Annotated in this window: 25 protein-coding genes and 1 pseudogene; 18 read left to right on the forward strand and 8 right to left on the reverse strand. The window is 65.7% G+C overall.

Going from position 1 to position 21,441, the window contains the following annotated elements:
• Window positions 1-83: 83 nt before the first annotated feature.
• From AYO52_RS17650 to AYO52_RS18220, 4 genes are all read right to left on the reverse strand, one after another.
• A complete protein-coding gene (locus tag AYO52_RS17650; RefSeq protein ID WP_172812129.1) occupies window positions 84-935 on the reverse strand; it encodes a nucleoside hydrolase in 852 nt (283 codons plus the stop codon).
• Window positions 936-1,577: 642 nt separating this feature from the next.
• On the reverse strand, window positions 1,578-1,952 hold the full coding sequence (locus tag AYO52_RS07300) for a hypothetical protein (RefSeq protein WP_156523558.1): 375 nt from the start codon (window positions 1,950-1,952) through the stop codon (window positions 1,578-1,580).
• Between the two features lie 549 nt (window positions 1,953-2,501).
• Window positions 2,502-2,729, reverse strand: coding sequence for a hypothetical protein (locus tag AYO52_RS07305; protein ID WP_067715284.1), 228 nt, complete (start codon window positions 2,727-2,729; stop codon window positions 2,502-2,504).
• Between the two features lie 168 nt (window positions 2,730-2,897).
• Complete coding sequence (locus tag AYO52_RS18220) at window positions 2,898-3,155, reverse strand: hypothetical protein (protein ID WP_172812130.1); 258 nt, start codon at window positions 3,153-3,155, stop codon at window positions 2,898-2,900.
• Window positions 3,156-3,477: 322 nt separating this feature from the next.
• On the opposite strand from AYO52_RS18220, the gene AYO52_RS07315 reads away from it, so the two are divergent.
• The 18 genes from AYO52_RS07315 (at window position 3,478) to AYO52_RS07400 (ending at window position 15,063) form a co-directional block, all read left to right on the forward strand.
• Window positions 3,478-3,768 (forward strand): glutaredoxin family protein, encoded by a 291-nt coding sequence (locus AYO52_RS07315; RefSeq protein ID WP_253701971.1) that lies wholly within the window; start codon window positions 3,478-3,480, stop codon window positions 3,766-3,768.
• A 46-nt stretch (window positions 3,769-3,814) separates the two neighbouring features.
• The gene (locus AYO52_RS07320; RefSeq protein ID WP_017838631.1) at window positions 3,815-4,156 is read left to right on the forward strand and encodes a hypothetical protein; all 342 of its coding nucleotides are present in this window, start codon (window positions 3,815-3,817) and stop codon (window positions 4,154-4,156) included.
• Window positions 4,157-4,647: 491 nt separating this feature from the next.
• Window positions 4,648-5,190: a hypothetical protein gene (locus AYO52_RS07325; protein WP_067715289.1), complete on the forward strand. Its 543-nt coding sequence runs from the start codon at window positions 4,648-4,650 to the stop codon at window positions 5,188-5,190.
• 133 nt (window positions 5,191-5,323) lie between these two features.
• A complete protein-coding gene (locus AYO52_RS07330) occupies window positions 5,324-5,608 on the forward strand; it encodes a hypothetical protein (RefSeq protein ID WP_017838461.1) in 285 nt (94 codons plus the stop codon).
• 112 nt (window positions 5,609-5,720) lie between these two features.
• Entirely contained in the window at window positions 5,721-7,142 is a 1,422-nt protein-coding gene (locus AYO52_RS07335) for a ParB N-terminal domain-containing protein (RefSeq protein WP_156523560.1), read from the forward strand.
• Between the two features lie 426 nt (window positions 7,143-7,568).
• Complete coding sequence (locus AYO52_RS07340; RefSeq protein ID WP_067715296.1) at window positions 7,569-7,811, forward strand: hypothetical protein; 243 nt, start codon at window positions 7,569-7,571, stop codon at window positions 7,809-7,811.
• 170 nt (window positions 7,812-7,981) lie between these two features.
• The gene (locus AYO52_RS07345) at window positions 7,982-8,887 is read left to right on the forward strand and encodes an ArdC-like ssDNA-binding domain-containing protein (RefSeq protein ID WP_067715299.1); all 906 of its coding nucleotides are present in this window, start codon (window positions 7,982-7,984) and stop codon (window positions 8,885-8,887) included.
• Between the two features lie 175 nt (window positions 8,888-9,062).
• Window positions 9,063-9,857, forward strand: coding sequence for a ParA family protein (locus AYO52_RS07350; RefSeq protein ID WP_067715302.1), 795 nt, complete (start codon window positions 9,063-9,065; stop codon window positions 9,855-9,857).
• Window positions 9,858-9,861: 4 nt separating this feature from the next.
• On the forward strand, window positions 9,862-10,188 hold the full coding sequence (locus tag AYO52_RS07355) for a hypothetical protein (RefSeq protein WP_017836510.1): 327 nt from the start codon (window positions 9,862-9,864) through the stop codon (window positions 10,186-10,188).
• 4 nt (window positions 10,189-10,192) lie between these two features.
• Window positions 10,193-10,471, forward strand: a complete 279-nt coding sequence (locus AYO52_RS07360; protein WP_067715304.1) for a hypothetical protein — start codon at window positions 10,193-10,195, stop codon at window positions 10,469-10,471.
• Between the two features lie 498 nt (window positions 10,472-10,969).
• On the forward strand, window positions 10,970-11,152 hold the full coding sequence (locus AYO52_RS07365) for a hypothetical protein (RefSeq protein ID WP_017838630.1): 183 nt from the start codon (window positions 10,970-10,972) through the stop codon (window positions 11,150-11,152).
• Window positions 11,153-11,213: 61 nt separating this feature from the next.
• Window positions 11,214-11,447, forward strand: a complete 234-nt coding sequence (nrdH, locus tag AYO52_RS07370) for a glutaredoxin-like protein NrdH (protein WP_067715307.1) — start codon at window positions 11,214-11,216, stop codon at window positions 11,445-11,447.
• Window positions 11,448-11,486: 39 nt separating this feature from the next.
• A complete protein-coding gene (locus tag AYO52_RS07375; protein WP_067715355.1) occupies window positions 11,487-12,062 on the forward strand; it encodes a DnaB-like helicase N-terminal domain-containing protein in 576 nt (191 codons plus the stop codon).
• Window positions 12,059-12,247 carry a hypothetical protein gene (locus AYO52_RS07380; RefSeq protein WP_067715310.1) on the forward strand — a complete coding sequence of 63 codons (189 nt, stop codon included), beginning with the start codon at window positions 12,059-12,061 and terminating at the stop codon, window positions 12,245-12,247. Before AYO52_RS07375 ends, AYO52_RS07380 begins: the two co-directional genes overlap by 4 nt.
• Window positions 12,244-12,648 (forward strand): helix-turn-helix transcriptional regulator, encoded by a 405-nt coding sequence (locus AYO52_RS07385; RefSeq protein ID WP_067715313.1) that lies wholly within the window; start codon window positions 12,244-12,246, stop codon window positions 12,646-12,648. Before AYO52_RS07380 ends, AYO52_RS07385 begins: the two co-directional genes overlap by 4 nt.
• A gap of 70 nt (window positions 12,649-12,718) precedes the next feature.
• Window positions 12,719-13,174 carry a hypothetical protein gene (locus AYO52_RS07390; RefSeq protein WP_067715316.1) on the forward strand — a complete coding sequence of 152 codons (456 nt, stop codon included), beginning with the start codon at window positions 12,719-12,721 and terminating at the stop codon, window positions 13,172-13,174.
• Window positions 13,175-13,246: 72 nt separating this feature from the next.
• The gene (locus tag AYO52_RS07395) at window positions 13,247-14,443 is read left to right on the forward strand and encodes a DNA cytosine methyltransferase (protein WP_067715319.1); all 1,197 of its coding nucleotides are present in this window, start codon (window positions 13,247-13,249) and stop codon (window positions 14,441-14,443) included.
• On the forward strand, window positions 14,440-15,063 hold the full coding sequence (locus AYO52_RS07400; protein ID WP_067715321.1) for an Eco29kI family restriction endonuclease: 624 nt from the start codon (window positions 14,440-14,442) through the stop codon (window positions 15,061-15,063). Before AYO52_RS07395 ends, AYO52_RS07400 begins: the two co-directional genes overlap by 4 nt.
• A 64-nt stretch (window positions 15,064-15,127) precedes the next feature.
• Here the strand turns inward: AYO52_RS07400 and AYO52_RS07405 are convergent, their stop codons facing one another.
• The 4 genes and pseudogenes from AYO52_RS07405 to AYO52_RS17660 all read right to left on the reverse strand — a co-directional run.
• Complete coding sequence (locus AYO52_RS07405) at window positions 15,128-15,736, reverse strand: hypothetical protein (protein WP_067715324.1); 609 nt, start codon at window positions 15,734-15,736, stop codon at window positions 15,128-15,130.
• Window positions 15,729-17,429, reverse strand: coding sequence for a DEAD/DEAH box helicase family protein (locus AYO52_RS07410; protein WP_216635314.1), 1,701 nt, complete (start codon window positions 17,427-17,429; stop codon window positions 15,729-15,731). The genes AYO52_RS07405 and AYO52_RS07410 overlap by 8 nt, the downstream gene beginning before the upstream one ends.
• Window positions 17,426-19,750: an ATP-binding protein gene (locus AYO52_RS07415; protein ID WP_172812131.1), complete on the reverse strand. Its 2,325-nt coding sequence runs from the start codon at window positions 19,748-19,750 to the stop codon at window positions 17,426-17,428. Before AYO52_RS07415 ends, AYO52_RS07410 begins: the two co-directional genes overlap by 4 nt.
• A 436-nt stretch (window positions 19,751-20,186) precedes the next feature.
• Window positions 20,187-21,441, reverse strand: a pseudogene (locus tag AYO52_RS17660) (hypothetical protein); the annotation flags it as partial.

The following is a 21,441-nucleotide window of genomic DNA, read 5'->3' on the forward strand; positions in this document are numbered from 1 at the left end:
CTCTCGAGTCCACGGCCGCGCGCAGCGAATGCCGCGCAGTGCCCGCCGCGCTCGACGACGAGCCATGAACAGCTCACGTCTGTTCATGCCAGCGCTTTCGATACGGCGGACCGAACGACCCCAGCACAGGACTCATCGGCTGGAACCGTCAGCATCCGGTGATCGCCCCCTGGCGTTCCCCACATTGAGGAGCCGACGAAGGTGGGGGTCACCCACTCCCATTTCCCCAACTCAGATCCCACCGCAGCAAGAGCGGCAATCGTGTCGTAAGCCGACGGAGACCACACCTGCCGCCCTGCCCTCTGCGCACAATGCCACCCGTAGGCCTCGTGAATCGACCGCTGAAAGCGCCCGCTGGCCGTGGTCGAACCGAACTCCGACTCTCTGAGCCATATGTGCTCCCCAGCGTTGATCGTCACCCAATCCACGCCGAGATTCTCGACGACCCACGTACTCGCGGCAATGTCTACCTCCGAGTTGGGATCTCGTCCCGGGTCTGACTCTCCGACGATGCCGGCGCCACCGACAGCAACAATCCGCGGGCTCGACTGCGGCTTTGCCGCAGCTAGATTGGTCATCGGACCTAGACAGAGCAGGACATCCTCCGACCCCGCCGATTCGCAGAACTCGAGGATCGCCTTGGACGCGGCGTGCGGATCGCCCGGTCGATCCGGCCTCGAACCGTGGCCGCCCAGCCCATTAGGGCCGTGCACCAGGCGGGGCGTGAAGGTGGGACCCGGCACAGGACCGGCAATCACCGGTATATGGTGTCGCATCACCGCGAGCACGTCAGCAACATTCCTCGCCGCTTGCACGGCTGAGGTGTTCCCCGAAGTCGTGGTCACGCCGATGATCTCGACCTCGGGACGGCTCACCAGCACGGCCAGGGCCAGGGCGTCGTCAACGCCGCAGTCAGTGTCAATGAAGATTCGCACCCAAGCAGGGTATGCGAGAAACGCCGACACCGGTTTATAGTGTCGCCATGGCCATCAGCGGCGTGTCGTCCGCCATAACAGTTACAGATACCGGTAGGAATGCGGTCATGGCACAGCCACACAAGGGTGATCGACGACTCGTCGGTACGCGTCTCGCGCGCGACGTCCACGATGAGGTTCAGCGTCGGGCTGCCGACGCTGGCACATCGGTATCCCAGTACGTCGCAGATGTCCTGGCCGCGCACGTCGGCCGGACTGACGAGATCCGAGAGACCCCCGCTGATGCCCTGTTCCCACGCCACCAATTAGAGGAGCCGCCGCTCGCAGACATCGCTTAGCGCACAGAACACGCGCACACGATCAACTGCATAGCGCACCCACACAAAAGCGATCGCCCCCCGGAGGCAACCGAAGGGCGATCTTGAGAGTGTGACCGGAAAGAGTTACCAGCTCGAACCGGTTTTTGGTGCCCCACCTGAAAGGCAGAACTGCTTGCGAAGCTGTTCTGAGGGTAGCTCACACCCTGTGGACGTGTCCAGCACCGCCGCGCCGGAACTCGTCTCGACTGAGCCAGACCCTCCAACCACCATTACCGTCGTCGATACTGCGGCCCTCGCGGAGCTCGCAGCTCTCCTGGCGGACTCAACCGTCCGCGCCTGGGCCCTCGCCCCGACCCAGGGCGACAACCAAGCGATCCAGGTCGGTAGCGGCAACGCCGACCAGCTCGTGCGCCGCGCTCGCCTCGGCACTAAAGCCGCAACATGGGCCATCGTCGCCCAGCCACGTCCAGAGCTGGTCGCCCTCGACATCGACGAGTGCGCCGAACTGGTAGTCCCCGAGATTCGTCAGGCGGCTGCGGATACTGCGACCGTGGTCGTCGCCGCGGTCGCCTCCGGGCGCGACGACTGTCTTCACCTCTGGTGTATTCCGGCGACCAGGCACGGCCGCGACGAGCTCCTGCGACGTGTCGCTCTCATCCGTGAGCACCATCGGCTGCCGGCCGCGGCGATCGACCACCGTGAGGGCAAGGCCATTCGACTGCCGGGCAGCGTAAGCCTCAAACCCGAGGGGCGTCCCGCGCAGCTCGTCGACCTCGAGACCGGGAGAGCGACTGACGTTCGCACGGTAATCCGAGCTGTCCAGGCCTCGCTTCCTCGCAACGTTCGGGGATCCGCGCCACAGCGGCTGCGTCGTCGACAGCCGGCTCCCTCAGCCATTCCCCTGCCCTTGCCGGTTGACGACGGCACGCGCCTGGTGACCGAAGCGCCTCGAGCGTGGCGCCGGCGCGCACAGTTCACGCCCGAGGACTGGGCGATCCTCAACGACGACACCCGCCGCGACCGGTCCGCGGCCGCCACGGACGCCGCGTGGGTTCTTTGGCGTCACGGCATCCGCTCGGCGACCGCCGCGCTGTGGTGGTACCAGCGCACTGCTGCTTTCGGGAAGTTTCGTCAACGTGACGAGGTGTCCCGCCGGGACGGCCGGACTTCTGACTGGTCCGCCTGCCGGCAGCACTGGGTTTCGATCGCCCAGCGTGCGCGAGCATTCCGCCCAGAGATCCCCGAGTCAGACCGCCGCACCCTCGACGCAGCACGCGAGGAGATCCGCTGGTGGGGTGATGCCGACCTCCAGGCAGCTGCCGCCGTGGTCATCGACCGGTTCAGCGACGGGTACGGACTGGCGGGCCGGCCGATCGCTCGCCGAGATCTGCAGCTCGCACTCCACCTGTCCGACGGCGCAGCGTCCGACAGGCTCGCGGCCCTGGTTAAGCGAGGGCTGCTTCTCGTGAGCCACCCGTGGAGCTCCACCACCCCGCGGGAAGCGACCCGGTATGACCTCGCGGTCCCCGCGACCACTTACCGGGGGGAAACCGCCCATGACGTCACAAGCCCTGCGGTGCCACTGCAGCACCCTCTCTGGGGACTCCTCCGCCACACCAGCCGGCGCACCCTCTCCACCCTGCTACGCCACCCCGCCTCCCCCACCCGCCAACTCGCTGCTCTCCTGGGCCTCCCTCCCGGGGACGCCACCCACGGGGTCCTCCACCTTCTCCGGCAGCTCGAGGACGCCGGGCTCGTTACCCGGGCGGGCAGCGGTCGCGGGACGCTCTGGTCCGCCGCCTCCACTCTGGACCTGGACGCCGCGTCCCGTCGTACAGGTGCGCTGACGAGAGCCCAGGAGCTGGCCGCCCGCATCTGCGGTGAGCGCGCCTGCTGGCACGCCGAGAGTCACGCAGAGACCGCGCGGACTCTCCGCGGGCTCCACGTTCTTCGCGCACGTCTCACTCACGCTGAGGCTCGCGGGCAGAGCCCTCGCCCACACCCTGCTCCGCGGCACCGCACCCATCCTCGCCCTCCCCGTCGAGCAGCCCCCCGCGGTCGCCACTCCCCTCCGGTGGGCCCGACTGCCGCGACGCCAGCGCGAGAGCGCCGGCCTAGCCACGCCCCTCGATCTGCTCCCCCGCCGTGATGTCACCAGTGTCGACTGCCTCCGAGCGGTCGTACTCTTGCCCCATGCACACGGGCTCTCCTGAACTGTCCGAGTGCCGCACTACGACTACGTTGGGGGTGCTGTCCCAGCCCTGACCGGCTTGCTCGTCACGCTCTACGGACGCGAGTCCTGTCCGCCGTGCACGAGGACCAAGAAGCTCCTGGATCAAGCTGGTGTTGCGTTCTTGTACGTGGACGTCGACGAAGACCCGGACGCACTCGAGGGACTCACCGAGCAGGACTGGGTGACCGCCCTGCCAGTCGTCATCACCCCAGACCTCCAGTGGTGCGGCTACCGGCCTGAACACATCAGGACACTCACCACCAGGTACGAGCCCAGCTAAGCTGAGTCGCAGACGAACAGTCACCCCACACTCGAAAGGACCAGCCATGGTCATCGACGGCAACGTCATCGAAATCGGCACCCTTAACCAGCTCAAATCCGGCAGCAGCGTGCTCACCATCAAAGTGCGACACCGCGCCTACAACCCCACCGCCCGCACCTTCACCGGCGAGGTCGTCTACGACGTCGAGCTGCGCAAACAACTCGCCGAGAACGCCCACACCAGCCTCACCATCGGCGACGACGTCATCATCGACGCCGACGAACACGACCTGGCCGCCACCATCTACACCGACAGCCACGGCCGGAACCACCCCCAACTCAGCGGCGCCAAAGCCCGCAACATCGGCATCAGCATCCGATCCGAAGCACTGCCCGTCACCACCTAAGAGCACTATCTGCCCGGCCGCCGCGGGTCGACTGGGGCCAGCTCCCGCGTGCAACACCGCCCGGTGACTCCCGGTGCGTAGATCTCTGGCCGTGGACGCCGGCACTGCCTGGCGGTGGGGCGAACCGGTGGGCGGCCCTCTTTCCCTGCCACCGCGATTGTGCGTGCTCCACTGCCGGCGTCAAGGTCGGCGCCGGCTTCGCCGTCGCCCGGCCGGCCACGACCAATCCGCCCCGCGCTGCGCTTATTTCGGGGCGGATTCGTCGCAGCAGTCCGGGTGCCCTCTCTTGACCCCGTTCGCTACACACGAAAATCGGCAGGTGTCAGGGAAAGGGGGACACTGCGCGAACGGCACAGCCGAGGCGGTGGCGCGAAAAACCCGCAGGTGAGAGCACATTAACGCGCCATAGACGTACCATACACGCATGATGCGTGTACAATAGAAGACAGAGCCGGGAACACCCGCTCACCCCGCACCCGAAAGGAGCGACCATGCTCACGTCGCCCACGTTCACCGTCCCCGGCGCCGAGGGGATCGCCGCCGCCTACGCCGAGATGCGCCACTACGGCGTCACCCCGCTCGTGGCCAGTGACTGGCTCACCGAGCAGATCGAGGCCACCGCCCACCAGGACATCGCCCAGCAGGTCGAGCGCAACCACGGCGCACCCGCCGAGCGCCCGGTCACCGTCGACGCTCGCGTCCGCCGCGAGATCGACCGCGCCATCAACGTCGCCGTCGCCGTCTACAACCGCCAGCGCAGCCGCGTAACCAACCTCGACCAGATCGCCACCGAGGCAGGAGCCGCAGCGATCAACCGCGCCGCAGTCGCCCGCCAGACCCGCACCAACGACACCGACCGCGCAACCCTCATCGAACCCCGGGTCGATACCGTTCAGGTCACGCCGCATATGGCCGTGCACTACGTCGCCGCAGTCCTCACCATCGGCCCCCGCGCCCGCGCGATCTCCGCACGGTTCACCAGCAACGGCAAGAACGGCGTCCGCCTCACCCACTTCGACGTCCTGATGCCCTAACCGGCCGCTGGAGGGGGTCGCCCGCCTGGCGACCCCCTCCAGCGCATTTCACACCCCACCCCTCCCCCACAACACCCGCGCCCAGGTGTCCACCGAAGCCGCCGACGCCCACGAACCGTGCCACTCTGGCCGCATGACCACCGCCGAACCACTGCGCTCGACCAACCTGCGCGAACTCATGCGCGACACCGTCAACCTCGCCCGTGCCGGAGACCACCGCGCCCGCCGCGTCACCATCGGCCCCCGAAGCGGAATCGTCACCCCCCACCACTCACCCGACGGCGAGCTCGACGCCGCAGACCTCGCCGCCCAAGTATGGGCGATCGGACACGACGAACCCTCCGACACCGGCACCTACACCGAGGGCTACTACACCCACCAAGGAGTCCCCCACATCGTCTACGCCCCAGCGCCGTAACCCCAGCCAAGAGCATATTAACGCATTATGAACGCATAATACACGCATGGTGCGTTTATGCTGATAGCAGAGCAGCCACAAGGCCGCTCACCCCGTACCCGAAAGGGCCACCGTGGACACCACGATGAACCTCATCCACGTCAGCCCCTCCGAGCTGACTCTCGTCTCGAACATCCGAGACGCCCAAGCCTCCGACGACTTGATCGCCAGCGTCCGCGAGCACGGCCTCCTCGAGCCGATCAACGCCTACCGCGACGACAACAACGCCCTGGTCGTCAAGCACGGCCACCGCCGCACGCTCGCCGCGGTTGCCGCCGGTCTCGACCAAGTCCCCGTGATCGTCACCGCCGCCCCCGCCGACGACCTCAACGGAACAACCGACCTGATCGCGGCCCAGTGGGACGAGAACCAGCAGCGACAGAACCTCACCACCCGCGAGCAGGCCGAGACCATCGCCCAGCTCGTCGCCTTCGGCATCTCCCCCGCCCAGATCAGCAAGCGCCTGCGCGTCGACCGCTCCACCGTCGACGCCGCCACGACCATGACCGACACCGGCACCCTCGACCGCTACGACCTGACCATCACCCAGGCCGCTGTCGTCACCGAGTTCGCCGACGACCCCAGCGCCGTCGAGACCCTGGTCCGCGCGGCCTCCACCGGCCAGTTCGACCACCAGGCCGCTCGATTGCGCCAACAGCGACAGATCGCCGAGGCCCTGGCCGACGCCCGCGCCCAGTGGGAGGCCAATGGCGTGACCGTCCTCGATGGCTGGCCCGCCTACGACTTCAAGGGCGAATGGGTCGACCGGCTGGTCGACAATGCCACCGGGCAGGACATCGTCATCGACCCCGACGACCCCGGCGAGCATGTAGCCGTGCGGCTCGATGCCGACTTCACGACCGTCCTGACCGCCACGGGCGAGCCAGTCGACCCCTACGAGCTGTTCGAGGATGACGATCACGAGCGGCCCGAGGATGCCGTCACCCGCAGCCAGGTCCACGAAGCGCTGGTAGTCCAGACCCGCTGGTACTGCGACGACCTCGCCGCCCGAGGGTGGAAAACCCCGTGGAGCACCGCGTCCCAGGGCGAACCGACTGAGGAAGAGCGCGAGCAGAAGCGGGCCGAACGACGCGACGTCATCGCCGCAAACAAGGCGTGGCTTGCCGCCGAGCAGGTCCGCCGCGACTGGCTCAAGACCTTCTGCGCCCGCAAGGCCGCGCCGAAGAACAGCGCCGCGTTCGTCGCCGCCACCATTACCACCAGCCCGCACCTGCTCTCCGCGGACCGACTGCGAGGCGAGCGCGAGACCTACCTGACGGTCCCGGACACCGAGGCGATGACCACCGCTAAAGCCACCATGACCAGCCTGGCCATGTGCCTGATCGCCCACGAGGTCAACACCCACAAGGGCTCCTGGCGACACATCGACCGCCGCACTGTGGCCTACCTCCGGTTCATCGAGGACCAGGGCTACGCCCTGTCCCCCGTCGAGCGCCGCGCCTGCGGCGACCACGTCGACACCGACGAGCTGTAAGACCCCTCCCGATGCCGGGCTACCGTCCAAGCGACGGTGGCCCGGCCTCTGGGTGGGCACTGGTGGGCGGCCCTCTTTCCCTGCCACCGCGATTGTGCGTGCTCCACTTCCGGGGTCAAGGTCGGCGCCGGCTTCGCCGTCGCCCGGCCGGCCACGACCAATCCGCCCCGCGCTGCGCTTATTTCGGGGCGGATTGGTCGCGTCCGTCCGGGTGCCCTCTCTTGACTCCCGTTCGCTGCGCACGAAAATCGGCAGGTGTCAGGGAAAGGGGGACACTGCGCGAATGGCACAGCCGAGGCGTCAGCCGCAGAAACCCGCAGGTGAGAGCACATTAACGCACCATAGACGTACCATACACGCATGACGCGTGTACAATAAAAGACAGAGACGGGAACACCCGCTCACCCCGCACCCGAAAGGACCACCATGACCAAGCCAGGCACCCTGCTCGAGACCTTCGATCTCGAGGTCCCGGACGAGCACCGCACCATCGCAGCCGAGATCCGGCTAGCAACCAACCCCGACGGCACCGAAGTGCTGTGGCACTACGAGGACGGCCGCCCAGCATTCGTCCACCCCGCCCGCCGCTGCACCAACTGCGCCGAGGTCATCACCACCGGCCAGGGCGGCAACCGCTGCACCGGGTGCACCGACCAACTGCACCTCTAGCCACAGTCCCCGGCCCGCCGATCGGCGGGCCGGGCCCGGCGAACCCCGCGAACCCGCAGCAGGTGAGACCACATTAACGCACCATAGACGTTTCATACACGCATGATGCGTGTATAATAGAAAACAGAGCCGGGAACACCCGCTCACCCCGCGCCCGAAAGGAGCCAGCCATGGCCCGCAAGACCTACACCCCGCAGCAGAAAGAGGCCGCCCGCGCGGCCCGCGCCGAGAAGGTCGAGCAGATGCACGACGAGCTGTCCGCCGCCGTCGACGCCCTCACCCAGTCCGGCCAGTGGCTCAGGTGGCTGGACTTCCTCGGATCGTTCCACCGCTACAGCTTCAACAACACGATGCTGATCCAGGTGCAGTGCCCGCACGCGACCCAGGTCGCCGGATTCAAGGCGTGGCAGGCCAAGGGCCGCCAGGTCCGCAAAGGTGAGAAGGGAATCCGGATCTTCGGCAAACCGTTCCGCAAGGTGACCGAAGAGGACGAGCAGACCGGCGAGAAGACCAGCAAGTGGGTCAAGTGCCCGCCGCCCGTCGCGACCGTCTTCGACATCTCCCAGACCGACCCCATCGAGGGGGTCGAGCAGCCCACTGCCCCCGTCGCCCAGCTCCAGGGCGACGACCACGCCGCCCTCTACGAGCGCATCAGCGAGTGGATGACCGGCCAGGGCTGGACCGTCACCCGCGAGCAGATCCCCGGCGAGTCCAACGGCTACTGCACCGTCGACGGAACCCGCCGCATCGTCGTCGACGCCGACCTATCCGACGCCCACGCCGCCAAAACCGCCATCCACGAGGCCGCGCACGCCATCCTGCACACCGACGACGAGGGCACGCTCACCACCGAGCCCGACCAGGCCACCCGCGAACTCGAGGCCGAATCCGTCGCCTACGTCGTGGCCGCACTGCACGACCTCGACACGAGCGACTTCAGCGTCGGCTACCTCGCCAGCTGGAGCGGGGGACAGGCCGACACGGTCAAGGCCACCGCCGTCCGGGTCCAGGAGGCCGTCCACCTCATCGCCGACGCCCTCACCGACGAAGACCAGGACGAGGAGGCCACCGGCTAGGCCGGCGGGGCGGTCGGGCGTGGCGCCGCTCCGCTAAGCGCCACGCCCGACCGCCGGCCACCCATCCCGCACATCACCCACGACACGCCCCGCACCCAAGCATCACACGTGCGACATACCCGCACCATGCGCCGATATACTCGCACCATGCACGCATAACGAAGGGAAAGCCACCATGACCACGGTCATCGCGATCGCCAACCACAAGGGCGGCGTCGGCAAGACCACCACCGCCCTCATGCTCGCCCACACCGCCGTCGCAGGCGGAAAGCGCGTCCTGGTCATCGACCACGACGCCCAAGGGGGAGTAGCCCTGCGCATCCTCGGAAACCGCGACCCCGACGGACACACCCTCGCCGACATCTACGCCCGCACCCCAGGCGTCACCCTCGCCGGCGCCACCCACACCACCCGCCGCCCCGGCCTGGACATCGTCCCCTCCGGCCGCGGCAAACTCGCCGCAGCCCTGCAGGCGCTCGGGGGAGTGGCCCCCGGAAAAGTCCTACACAAAGCCCTCGACACCGTCCGCGACAACTACGACCTCGTCATCATCGACTGCGACCGCGGCCTGTCCCTGGGAACCATCAACGCCCTCTACTCAGCCGACCGGGTCCTCCTGGTCACCGAACCCGAAAACGACTCCTTCAACGGCATCAGCGACACCGGCGAGCTCGTCGACGAGATCAACGAAGACCTCCGCCCCAGCCGGCCCCTGCCCGACCCCGACATCCTCATCAACCTGCGCGACACCACCCGCACCGCCACCCACGGCCGCGTCGCCACCGAGATCCGCGACTGGGCCACCCAATCCGGCTACACCGTCCACCCCCACGACATCCCACGCCGCGCCTTCATCGCCGAAGCCGCCGCCAACGGTCAAGGACTCGACGAGCTCCGCGACATCGCCGCCGTCACCGTCCGCGACAGCTTCCACGAGCTGCTCACCACCCTGACCGCCGAAAGGACCTGAACCCATGGCCGCCACACCGCCCGTCCGCAAGCGCAAGACCACCGACAGCCTCGTCGCACAAGCCGCAGCAGGGGAGGGCACCCCACGGCCGGCCGACGCCCCCGAATACCGCAACTGGAACATGCGCCTGCCAGCCGACCTGGTCGAACGCATCTGGGGCACCTGCGAAGCCCTCGACAAGGACGAGGACTTGCCCAGCGCCGTCGCCTTCACCGTCCGCGCCTTCGAGGAACTGCTCGACCGCCTCGACGCCGAATACAACGACGGCAAGCCCTACCACTCAGACACCAGCCCCTTCCGCGCCGGCGGCCGCACCACCTACAAGAGGTAGACCCATGCACATCGTCACCATCACCACGACCACACCCACCGGCGAACTCCTCCACCAGGACACCCTGGCCACCACCGGCAGCCACGCCGAAGCCCTCGACCTCGCCGCACACCGCGCCGCAGCCACCACCATCGACATCCACGCCGACGACCCCTACAAACACCACGCCCACCTCATCGCCCTGGGCGACGAACCCCACGCCGTCATCGCACCCCGCATCACCCCAACCGGACGCACCGACCTCCTCGCCACCCTCCGAGCCACCACCACCCTCACCCACTAGAACCACTATCTGCCCGGCCCCCGCGGGTCGACTGGGGCCAGCTCCCGCGTGCAACACCGCCCGCAGACTCCCGAGGCGCAAACCCCCAACCGTGGACACCCCGCGCTACCCGGCACTGGGAGGCGGTGGGTGGCCCTCTTTCCCTGCCACTGCGAGTCTTTGTGTTCCGCTCCCTGCGTCAAGGTCGGCGCCGGCTTCGCCGTCGCCCGGCCGGCCACGACCAATCTGCGACGCGCTCGCTGCGCTCGCTTATTTCGCCGCAGATTCCCCGCGTCCGCCCGGGTGCCCTCTCTTGCCTCCGGTTCGCGGCCCACACGATCGGCAGGTGTCAGGGAAAGGGGGACACTGCGCGAACGGCACAGCCGAGGCGGTGGCGCGAAAAACCCGCAGGTGAGAGCACATTAACGCGCCATAGGCGTACCATACACGCATGATGCGTGTACACTAGAAGACAGAGCCGGGAACACCCGCTCACCCCGCACCCGAAAGGAGCCAGCCATGGCCCGCATCACCTACTCCGTCACCGCGACCGAGCCCTGGGAGGCCGCCGCCACGCTCGCCACAGTCCTCGACCTCTCGGTCAACCCGCTCACCGTTCACGAGGACCGGGTCACCGTCGTCGCCGACGAAGACGACACCGAAATCGTCGGCACCATCCGCCGCGCGATCTACGCCGCCTGACCCACAACCCCCGCCCATCGCCGCGAGGCAGACGGACACCACGACCGAAAGGACCACCGCCATGGCCATCACCGTGTACACCAAGCCCCAGTGCGTGCAGTGCGGCGCCACCATCAAGGCGCTCGAGAAGGCCGGCCTGGACTACGAGCTCGTCGACATCACCACCGACACCGACGCCCGCGACTACGTCATGGCCCTCGGCCACCTCCAGGCCCCCGTAGTCGTCGCCGGCACCGACCACTGGGCCGGATTCCGACCCGACCGCATCAAGGACCTCGGCCGCACCGCCGCCTGAATCACCCGCCAGTAGGGGAGGGGACACACAATGCACACCATGACCGCCGAGGACCCGCAGGCCACCGCCGACCCGGTCGACGTCGACGACCTCGCCGCCGCAGACGACGCACCCACCGTCCCCGAGCTCGATCCCGAAGCCGCCCTGCTGTGCGCACTGCTGCACACCACCGACACCACCGAAGCTCGCCACATCACCCGCCACCTCGAGGCAAGCGACTTCCTCAACCCCCGATACGGCGACCTGTACAGCGTGATCGCCGACCTCATCGCGGCAGGCGAACCCCACCACGCCCCGCGGGTGCTCGCCGCACTCACCAGCGCCGGCCGCATGGCCGGCCACCAAGGACGGCTTCTCACCGATGCCCTCCAGGTCGTCGCACTACTCGGAACCCCCGCCATCGGAGTGCGCACCCTCGCCGCCGACGTCCTCGACGCCGCCTACCGCCGCCGCTTCGCCCGCACCGCCGCTGAGCTGACCCGTGCCAGCACCGAAGCGGCCACCGACGACCTCTTCGAGATCCTCCTTGACCAAGGCCGCGCCATGCGCCGCGAAACCAAGCGCCGCGCCGACCTCACCGGCGGACCGACCAGTGGGGGAGAGGGGCGGGGATGACGTTCTTTGTCGGGACAGGCCCCACCGAACTGCACGCCCACATCGACCTCGACCACCGCATCACCGCCATCAGCCAGCCTGGGACGCCTCCGGCCGTCACCGTCCTCGACGTCACCTGCAGCGATGGCCACTGGGCCGTCCTGGCCACCCTCAACACCGACACCACAGGCAAGGAGCCCCGGTGACCCCAGACGAAGCCCGATCACTCGGCCGCGCTATCCGCGCTGCACGCATGGAGGCCGGACTCACCCAGCTCAAACTCGCAGTGGCCATCGGAGTGAAATCCCCCTGGATCAGCGCCTGGGAACGCGGCCAATCCCAACCCACCGCCTACAGACAGGCCACGCCGCCCGCCGTCATCAGCCAGGACCAGCTCACAGCCATCGCCGAAGCGCTGGACTGCACCATCGAATCCATCGCCAACCGAGCCGCACTATCAGCCGCCACCCGAGTCCTCTACGGGCTCGAACCACTCGGCCCCGCCCGCACCCTCGTCGGAGGCCAACGCTTCGACCTCACCGACGCCGAAGCCGACCGCGTCACCGACTTCATCACCGGACTCATCGCCGCCCGAGACCTGCACTAACCAACCCTTGTCCGAGGCGACACCTAGGGTGCGCCGCATGGGCGGCCGCCGGCGCCACACAGGAGAAGTAATGACCGAGACCCCCGTTCCCGACTGGGCCAGTGGCGAGCTTCGGCGACACTGGCCGACACTGTCCGAGTCCGACCGATGCGCCATCATCGCCGACCGTGACGCAGATCTGCTGCGCCGGGCCGCTGCACAGCTGCGCGGCACCGCGCTCGACCGCAGCGACACTAGCGGCGACTTCACCATCGATGGACTCCAAAGCGACGGTTACCGGTGGCACGCCATCGCATTCGGCGAGCCCTGGAACGGCTGGGCCACGCCCATCGTCAACCGCGCGACCCTGCAAAACCTCATCACCGACCTCGCCGAAATCGACGGCCAGACCTTCGGAGAGATCCAGGCCAACGATGAGCTCGTCGTCTACGGCGAGGAGGCGGAGGACAACTACCTGATCACGCCGAACAAGCGTGGCGAGTACGCCCTGTTCTCGCTCGGTTGGTGCTTCCTCGTATGTGATTGAACAGCAGTCCGATAGGCCGCGGTCAGCCCCGCCTTGCGCAGAACCCCCAGGTCACCTTGCTAACCTGACGAAATGCGAAGTGTCGAATTGTTCGCCGGAGGCGGCGGGCTTGCTCTGGGGTCCCACCAGGCTGGTTTCACTACTGAGATCGTCGCCGAGTGGAATCACTGGGCCTGCGACACTCTTCGTGAAAATCGCGATGCGGGCTATCCCCTAGTGCAGGGTATCGACATCAGAGAAGGCGATGTCCGCAATATCGACTGGTCGGCCGTTCCCGAAGGCGTCGACCTGGTCAGCGGCGGCCCCCCTTGCCAGCCGTTCTCCGCAGGCGGCAAAGGTAATGCGGCAGAAGATAAGCGCGACATGTTCCCCGCGACAGCCGAGGTCATCCGTGAGCTGCGGCCCCGCGCCTTCATCATCGAAAACGTCCGGGGCCTGACCCGCGCGGCCTTCTCGGAGTACTACAGCTACATCCAGCTGCGGCTCGGACACCCTGAGATCACAGCCAACGTCGGGGAATCCTGGGGCGACCACTATGCGCGTCTGCAGGCTGAACACACGTCAGTGCGCTCTGACCTGCAATATCGAGTGATACCGACACTGGTCAACGCCGCCGACTACGGAGTTCCCCAGCAGCGTTGGCGTGTGTTTTTCGTCGGTTTTCGCAATGACGTTGACGCCGAGTGGAGCTTCCCGGCAGCCACCCACTCATCGGGGGCACTCCGTGTCGCTCAGGAGGACGGCAGCTACTGGGACCGCCACGATGTCCCCAGTGCGCACCGCGACTTCCGTGTGCGCGCCGCCAGAGACGCCGATCCGGATCTGCTGCCTTGGCGCACCGTTCGCGATGCGCTGCACGACCTACCATCTCCGACCGCGATCGAGAGCACTAAATTCCTCAACCACGTGCAGCAGCCTGGGGCCCGGTCCTACCCGGGCCACACCGGTTCCTACATCGACGCGCCCGCCAAGGCGCTCAAGGCCGGTGTCCACGGCGTCCCCGGTGGAGAGAACATGCTTCGCAATGTCGACAGCTCGGTGCGGTACTTCACCGTGCGTGAAGCCGCCCGCCTGCAGACTTTCCCCGATGGATACCGTCTGCACGGCCCGTGGAGCGAGGCTATGCGCCAGCTCGGTAACGCAGTGCCTGTCATGCTTGCCGAGACCGTGTCCCTGTCGGTACGTGAGCACCTGGACATAGCTACGTTTAACGCTCGTAAGGCGCAGGCCGCCGGCCGTCGGTCCTCTCGGCGATCGGCGACCGCATGAGTCAGCCGTTCAATCCTCTCGATCGCCACAATCTGGCCAAGGCCGTGGCCACCCAGATCGAGGAGAGTGAAGCCGTCCCGCTCGATATCGCCGGGACCTACATCCACCGCAACAACTTCCCTGGTGCCGGCGTCTACGCGATCTACTACAACGGAGACTTCGAGGCCTACACCAAACTCGCGGCCGCGAACGCCGACGGCCCCGAGTATCCGATCTACGTCGGAAAAGCGATCCCCGAAGGCGGGCGGAAGGGGCTCGAGGACGAAGCAGCGGTCGGCAACGCACTTGCGGCGCGTCTGCGAGAGCATCGCAGAAGCATCGTCCAGGTCGACAACCTAGCCATTGAGGATTTCCAGATGCGGTGGCTGGTGGTCGAGGACATCTGGATTCCTCTCGGCGAGTCGGCAATGATCCGCCGGTACCGCCCGGTCTGGAACGCCATCGTCGACGGCTTCGGCAACCACGACCCCGGCAGGGGGCGCGGCAAGGGTCTGCGTTCGCAGTGGGACACCCTGCATCCGGGGCGCAAGTGGGCACACAAGTACCCGGCCCGCCAAGCAGGCGCTGAAGATCTAATCGCTCAGGACGCCCGCCAGTACCTCGACACCCGGATGAGCTGACCCGACTACTGTCGCTGTTCCCTTTGAAGTCCGCGTCGACGCTTCGACTGGGGACGCGATGAATCTAGTGTGCAGCTGCGTCGATCGTTCTCGGCGCGTACATCACGCTGTACGCCTCCACGCTGATTAGCTCGCAGAGTGCCCGCACTCGAGCCCATTCGACCTCGGCCGGCTTCGCCATCGTCGGGCGTGTGACAGCAACGGCAACGCGCTGCTCTCCGGCCACGCGGGCGACTGACGCGGCCCAGTGCAGGTTGCTCAGCATTCGCTGCGGCCCCCAGATCAGTACGGCGGATTCATTGGCGGCGCTCACCACTCGGCACCGCATCGGCTTTTGCTCGATCGAGCTCTCCACGACTGACCAATCCCGACCCAGCGTCGCGCTGACGATGACGCTCGGACCCGGGTATCCGCGCTTTGTGTGCCGCGCAGCATGGCCGATCCCCTCCAAAGCTCTCGGATACTCTTTGGCCGCGCTGTCCTTGAGCCACACACGCATCTCTTCGGTTTTGAGGTACGGCGCGAGCAACCCCGAAAACTGCTCGTCGGCGATGAGGTCGGCGTAGACCGCGCCACGCTCACCGGAAGGCATCTGCTCCCACTTGCGCCGGTCGAACTCGGCGTAGCAGTAAGCAAGGGCCTCTTCCTTGACGTCATCGGGGAGCCTAGCCATTCCAACCCCTCGTCTCGGGGACCGTCCTGTTCATCGACGGAGGGAACTCGAGCTTCACCCTGTCGTTGGCCGTTGCCAGGTCCCCGACATCGGCCACCCACTGGTCGATCAGCGACTTGACCCCCTGGTCCTCAAAGTCGAAGCTCGACCGGCTCACGCTCAGGACCTCGGCCTGGTCGACCTCGATCTGCGCCCGGAACGCCGATACCTCCGCGATCCGCCGCAGGTCCGACACGCAGTCCAGGACCGTCACCCGCTCTTTGCCGGCGCGCAGACGTAGCCCTCTGCCCAGCTGCTGGATGAAGATCCGGCGTGAATGCGTCACTCGAGCGAAAACGATGATATTCACGTCTGGCACATCGATGCCCTCGTTCAATAGATCGACACTCACAAGGAGCTGGGTTTGCCCGGACCGGAATCGGAGCAGTCTCTGCTGACGCTCGCGCTTAGTCATGTCGTTGTGAATCGTCTCCACCCCGCGCCACGAGGAGTGCTCCCGCAGTAGCTCGGCGAACCGCTCGGTGTGTTCGATCGTCTGGCAAAACACCATTCCACGCGGGGCGCGTGTGGAATTCCACACCCCGGTCATGTGCTCGATAATCGCCTCGTCTCGCTCGGGGATGAACAACCGGCGGTTAAGGTCCTTGATTGTGTACGAGTGCTCGGATGCCTCTTTGACGAACTCCCAGTCGATGTTGTCGGCCAGCAGCTGGTAGTCCACCTGAGCGAGGTAGCCGCGCCGGATTCCGTCGGCAATCGACATCTGTACAACCGGAGGTCCGAACGTGGTCTCGATGTCGAACTTGTCACCGCGCCACGGCGTCGCGGTGACCCCGAGCCGGGGCACGTCATGGAGCATCTCGAGGATGTGCGCGTAATATCCGTTCTCGCCGACGTGATGAACCTCGTCGATCACTATAAGATCCGGCCGGTAACCTCGGGCGACGTAGGAGTGCGCCGTCGGCAGGACCGCGAAGGTCACTCCCGACAGGTCGTCGTGGTGGGCCCCCTGGCCGATCATTTGTGTCGGGACATCCTTCGGAATGAACGGCCACATCGACTTCTCTAGCTGGTCGACGAGCGCGCCGCCGTGTGCGACGACCAGAATGTTGGCCGATGGGTCGCGCTCCAGCCTGTCGCCGACGATCGAGCCCGCCACCACGGTCTTGCCAAGGCCGGTGGCGAGGTAGACCAGTGCCTTGCCACGGTCCGGGTCGTCAAGTGCGCGCAGTGACTCGGCCACGGCCTCCTCCTGGTACGGCCGCAGTGCCATCTGCGGCGGCAGATCCTTAGCCCTGCGGTAGAGCTTCGCCAGCGCCGCGCCGTCCCAGGCCTTGATAACCCGGCCAACCTTGAGGAAAGCGGCTATCCGGTCCTTGGCTGACTTGGTGAACCGGCCGTTCGTGGCGACCACGCCCGAGTCCGAACCGTAGGCGTCGATCGCGCTAGACACCTCGTTCACGGCGTCCTCGCTGACCGAACCCCTTATCGGGTCCAGGCGCCACTTGGCTTGAAAGGCCACCGGGCTGCCGCCCAATCGGGCGAGCAGATCCCCGCCCTGGTCTCCAGGACCGTCGATGTTCACTACGTCAGTAAAGCCAAGCAGCGGCAGCAGGCGTTCAAGAGCACGGGTGAACCCCGCCGGGCCACCATCGACCAATCTGTCAGTCGACATGAAGGACTCGCTGCTCACAACTTCGCCTCGTCGACGACCATCGCGCTCAGCGCCTCAAGCCCGATCGACAATCTGAGGAGCTCTCGCGCGCTCAGGCGGTCTGTCGCCGTTAGCGTGCGCTCCAAGTCACGCACCAGACTTGTTAGATGGGACATCCGTTCTTCACGGATCGAGTCGTCCTGCCAGGACCCGTAGCTGGAGGTAAACACCCCACCGTCGAGCATTTCTTCCGGGATCTCCACGATCAGGTCCTCGAACGCGCGGGGACTCAGGAACTCGACGTAGCCACCGGAAGACTCCAGTGCATTCCAGTCCGCGCTAGCGTCCGCCGCGGCGAACTTCTGTGTCTGGATCTTGGCCTTGGACGACAGCTTTGCCCACACTCCGGTCGGGTCGCCCTTGACCAGGGCCGCACTGGCCGCCCTAATCCCCTCGAGCAACGCTTCAGCTGACGACCGTACCGTCGCAGCGTCGATTTGGCGGTCGCCGATCTGTTCTAGGACGCCCTCGACGAACTCACCGGCTCTGCCGTCGTAGCGGAGGAAGTGCGCGGCGGCGTCGTGCAGGACCGTGGCCGCTACGTCGATCGGGTTCCACCCATAAGCAGCCAGGAGGGGGTGGCCTTCGTCGATGAACAGCTCGACCACCCCGGCTTCGAGATTTGCAGAAGAGTACTTATCGGCTCCGTCGATCAGATCTACTTCCGAAGTTTTGTAGGCGGTCACGTTGATAGTCCGGGTGCCCCCCGGGATCATGACATCGGCACCGTCTAGCTGCGGGATCACTCGGCCGTTGTCGCGGTAGCGGCTGAGGCGTTCGTCCCGGGTCTCGAGATCCTGCGTCGTTTCATCCGATGGACCGTCACCGTTCTCGTCGGCATTGTCGTCTCCAGCCGATCCCCCCTGGTCCTGATTGCGACCGGGCGGAAACAGGTCTTCGACGTCGTCATCACCGCTGCCATCGTCGTTCGAGGCCCCGGCCAGAATGTTCTCGTGGTTGACGACATGTTTCCACCACATCTCGTCGCTCTGGTAGGCCGACAGCCCTTCACGGAACTTCTCGCCCCACTTGCGGGCCTGCTCGGCCATGCCCTTCTGGCCGTCGCCCGGCACGAGGTACCTGTAGCCGGCGACATATCGCCGGTAGGCATGGAACAGCATCCCGAGTTTCGAGGTGTTCACGCTGTAGCCCAGCTGCTTAGAAAGCTGTTCCAGGAGCGGCCCATCGCCTCGGATCTTCTCGCGAACCGTGCTCCACGCGACGCCGTCTCGGCCAAAGTCGTTCTTCCGGTAGTTCACCGGGAGATGGTCCAGGTGCAACTCGCCCACGATACGCCCACGGCCGAGTTCCACCGGGTACTCGACGAGCCTGTCGCCAGAGTCGGGGTTTGTCCACTCAAACAGTGATTTGTCGAGGTGAACGATGGTGCGCCCTTGGCGGAGGAGCGAGATTCCGAAGTCGCTCGAGTCGTCGTAGCGCTGGATGCCGAGCCAACCACGGATCGATCGATCTCGTAGCTCTACCCGCTGCGATAGACACTCAAGGCAGCGGTCGAGGTTCTCGATCGCCTCGTTGTGCCAATGACCGCACTCCAGGCAGGCGAAAGCCGGGTTGAGCTCGTAGTTGATCTCGGTGACAGCCGACACGTGTTGTCCCTTGTAGGGCACCGACCGCTCCGGCGACCAGACGCATGGGATGTAGGGCTGTACGGAACTACCGTTGAGGATGAGATCGATCCCCAGTCCGCCGATCACTTCGGCGCCGGCGATGTCGGTGCCGGCGACGGTTCGCAGCATGTATGAGTACGTCTGGCCGAGGCGCGTTGCTACCCGCTTCGCGGTGCCGCTCCAACGCAATCGCTTCGACGTGTCGCTGCGGAGTCGGGAGATCGTGATCGAAGTGCCGTGCTCGTTCGGGCTCTTTGGCTCGGTGGTCATAGGGACCTGGAAAGAATCCTGAGAGCCCATCGCCTGGATGTCGATAGAGACGATCGTCCAGTGGTCTTCGCCAGCGCGACCGGACTTCACCGTCGTCACATATCCCAGTCGCCCAGTCGCCACGTTGAAGCCCATCCCGAACAGGCCGAGCGAGCCGTAGCGCGAGTTCCCCGACGAGCCGGCCCGCAAGGCCTGGCGTATCTGCTCCACCGACATGCCCCGGCCCGAGTCTGTAACCGTGACGACCGACTCCGCAGTCACCTTTTGACCGTAGGGGAGATCGATTTCCACTCGTCCCTCGAAACCGGGGTCTTCGCGCCTCGCTGCGTCGATCTCGTCGAGCGCATTGTCGATCAGCTCGGCGAGGCACTCCTCGACAGTCATATCGACGTCGGCGATCACGTCCAGGATTCTGGGTGACGGTGTTAGGTCAAGTGTCTCTTCGGACATTGCTTCCATTCCTCTTCGGCGGTTCGTGGACTCTCCGGAGTGACTTCGCCGGGCTTGTCCGCATTATCGAGATACTACGGCGCACCGCCGATAAGCAGGCAGAACCCGCGCGCGGCACCACACTCGCCAGTTGATCGGCTCGTTCAGTCCCGGATTTTGACCCGATAACCGATTTTGCTTTCCGTGACCTGATGTCCGTTCTCGTAGTTGAAGGCTACTGTCGCCGAGAGCTGGGCATTTCGGTTGGTCGCGTAAACACCGATAAACGAATGTTATGGTCGAATTCGTGCCCATAAGCCAGTAGATCAGCGAGGCGCCCGCTGAATCGCCGTAACGATCAAATAGTTGCAGGTCGTACGTCCTTGCAAGGCGTGTCGGGAGACTCTCGCTATTCAGGATTGCTTTGTGCATCAGCCAGCGAGGGGAGAATCTGGTCTCCAGCTCGTATGACGCGGACTTTACCGGACGGTAGACGACTAACAAGCTCCTTCATTAAGTATTCCGCATAGGAACGAGCGAGGTTCGTAGCGACGTAGATCGCCGTGTCTCCCACTTGGACTACTCGCGGGTTTGTACTATCCTGTAGGTCCTCTCTGTTCAATGCTATTGCATTCGCGATGCAAGCCTCATCGGCCCCTTGGCTGTCGGCGACTATCCTTGTCAGCTCTCTGACAGCCCGAGCAGCAGCAATTGGCCGAGTGGGCTCTTTTCCCTCAACTTCGAGAACGTAGATGGTGAACCGGCCGTCCACCCGTCGAAGGCGGAGCCTCAGTAGCTGTTGCCGCGCCTCGTTCGACTCGGCCGCGTCGACATATCGGCGAGTAAAGGCGGCCAGCAACTCATCGTCGAGCCGGCGCGTGGCCGACACCGCTGCGGGGTAGTCCATGAGCGAGGCGACTTCGTCTCGGTCATTCTGGTCCAACACGGACTGCAGTTCCGCCACCGTATAAATGTCGAGAGTCTTGAGTTGATCGAGCAGTTCCCGCGCTGCGCCCTCCGTGCCTGGCGCAGCTTCTGGGTATCGATCACTGATCAGCTCAGTCAACGTCGTGAGGTCCAAGGGGCGGACGTCTTGTTCGGCGAGCGTGTCAACAGCGTCGTTCTCATCGTCAACGCCTTCGTCATCCTTTGAGGTGGCTTCCGTGCTCGGTACGAGGAACTCGTCGATTTCGTTGAACACCGCGTCAAGGTAGCGGCGCAGACCTCCAGCCTCTATGAACCACTGATCCACGCGCCCCCGCTTACCCTCGTCGAGGTTCTTGTATGCGGCAGACTTGTACCGCACGTCGTGCTCGTACTCTGCCCACGCATGCCCGGCTACTGTTCGGATCTGGACCTCAAGCCCCGGTCGATTACGCAAGTACGCTGCGAGGTCGGGATAGCTGGCGCTTAAATGCGGTGCCTGCACCGAAGTTACGATCAGATGGTCACTGTCATAGCCGTTGTGCTTCTCTGCACCTGGGTTCGCGTGGTCCCGCGTGTCACATCGCGTGGTTAACAGCTCGAGAAAGTCTCTTCGTGCTCGAGTTGTGTAGACAATTACCCTCGCCGCCACGCAGTCGTCGATGTCGGCGCGAGGATTATGATACTTGACCGTGCCGCTCTCGTCTTTCCGGTTGCACTTATCTGGCTCTTCGCATCTG

The sequence above is a fragment of the Dietzia sp. 111N12-1 genome (assembly GCF_001658045.1).
GTDB classification, from domain to species: Bacteria; Actinomycetota; Actinomycetes; order Mycobacteriales; family Mycobacteriaceae; genus Dietzia; species Dietzia kunjamensis.

What these genes read in the sequence shown, in the direction of transcription:
- AYO52_RS07380 (WP_067715310.1), top strand. Translation starts at nt 12,059, where the DNA reads ATGACGTTCTTTGTCGGGACAGGCCCCACCGAACTGCACGCCCACATC.
- AYO52_RS07320 (WP_017838631.1), top strand. Translation starts at nt 3,815, where the DNA reads ATGGTCATCGACGGCAACGTCATCGAAATCGGCACCCTTAACCAGCTC.
- AYO52_RS07395 (WP_067715319.1), top strand. Translation starts at nt 13,247, where the DNA reads ATGCGAAGTGTCGAATTGTTCGCCGGAGGCGGCGGGCTTGCTCTGGGG.
- AYO52_RS07350 (WP_067715302.1), top strand. Translation starts at nt 9,063, where the DNA reads ATGACCACGGTCATCGCGATCGCCAACCACAAGGGCGGCGTCGGCAAG.
- AYO52_RS07365 (WP_017838630.1), top strand. Translation starts at nt 10,970, where the DNA reads ATGGCCCGCATCACCTACTCCGTCACCGCGACCGAGCCCTGGGAGGCC.
- AYO52_RS07390 (WP_067715316.1), top strand. Translation starts at nt 12,719, where the DNA reads ATGACCGAGACCCCCGTTCCCGACTGGGCCAGTGGCGAGCTTCGGCGA.
- AYO52_RS07355 (WP_017836510.1), top strand. Translation starts at nt 9,862, where the DNA reads ATGGCCGCCACACCGCCCGTCCGCAAGCGCAAGACCACCGACAGCCTC.
- AYO52_RS07405 (WP_067715324.1), bottom strand. Translation starts at nt 15,736, where the DNA reads ATGGCTAGGCTCCCCGATGACGTCAAGGAAGAGGCCCTTGCTTACTGC.
- nrdH (WP_067715307.1), top strand. Translation starts at nt 11,214, where the DNA reads ATGGCCATCACCGTGTACACCAAGCCCCAGTGCGTGCAGTGCGGCGCC.
- AYO52_RS07345 (WP_067715299.1), top strand. Translation starts at nt 7,982, where the DNA reads ATGGCCCGCAAGACCTACACCCCGCAGCAGAAAGAGGCCGCCCGCGCG.
- AYO52_RS07325 (WP_067715289.1), top strand. Translation starts at nt 4,648, where the DNA reads ATGCTCACGTCGCCCACGTTCACCGTCCCCGGCGCCGAGGGGATCGCC.
- AYO52_RS07340 (WP_067715296.1), top strand. Translation starts at nt 7,569, where the DNA reads ATGACCAAGCCAGGCACCCTGCTCGAGACCTTCGATCTCGAGGTCCCG.
- AYO52_RS07360 (WP_067715304.1), top strand. Translation starts at nt 10,193, where the DNA reads ATGCACATCGTCACCATCACCACGACCACACCCACCGGCGAACTCCTC.
- AYO52_RS07400 (WP_067715321.1), top strand. Translation starts at nt 14,440, where the DNA reads ATGAGTCAGCCGTTCAATCCTCTCGATCGCCACAATCTGGCCAAGGCC.
- AYO52_RS07330 (WP_017838461.1), top strand. Translation starts at nt 5,324, where the DNA reads ATGACCACCGCCGAACCACTGCGCTCGACCAACCTGCGCGAACTCATG.
- AYO52_RS07375 (WP_067715355.1), top strand. Translation starts at nt 11,487, where the DNA reads ATGACCGCCGAGGACCCGCAGGCCACCGCCGACCCGGTCGACGTCGAC.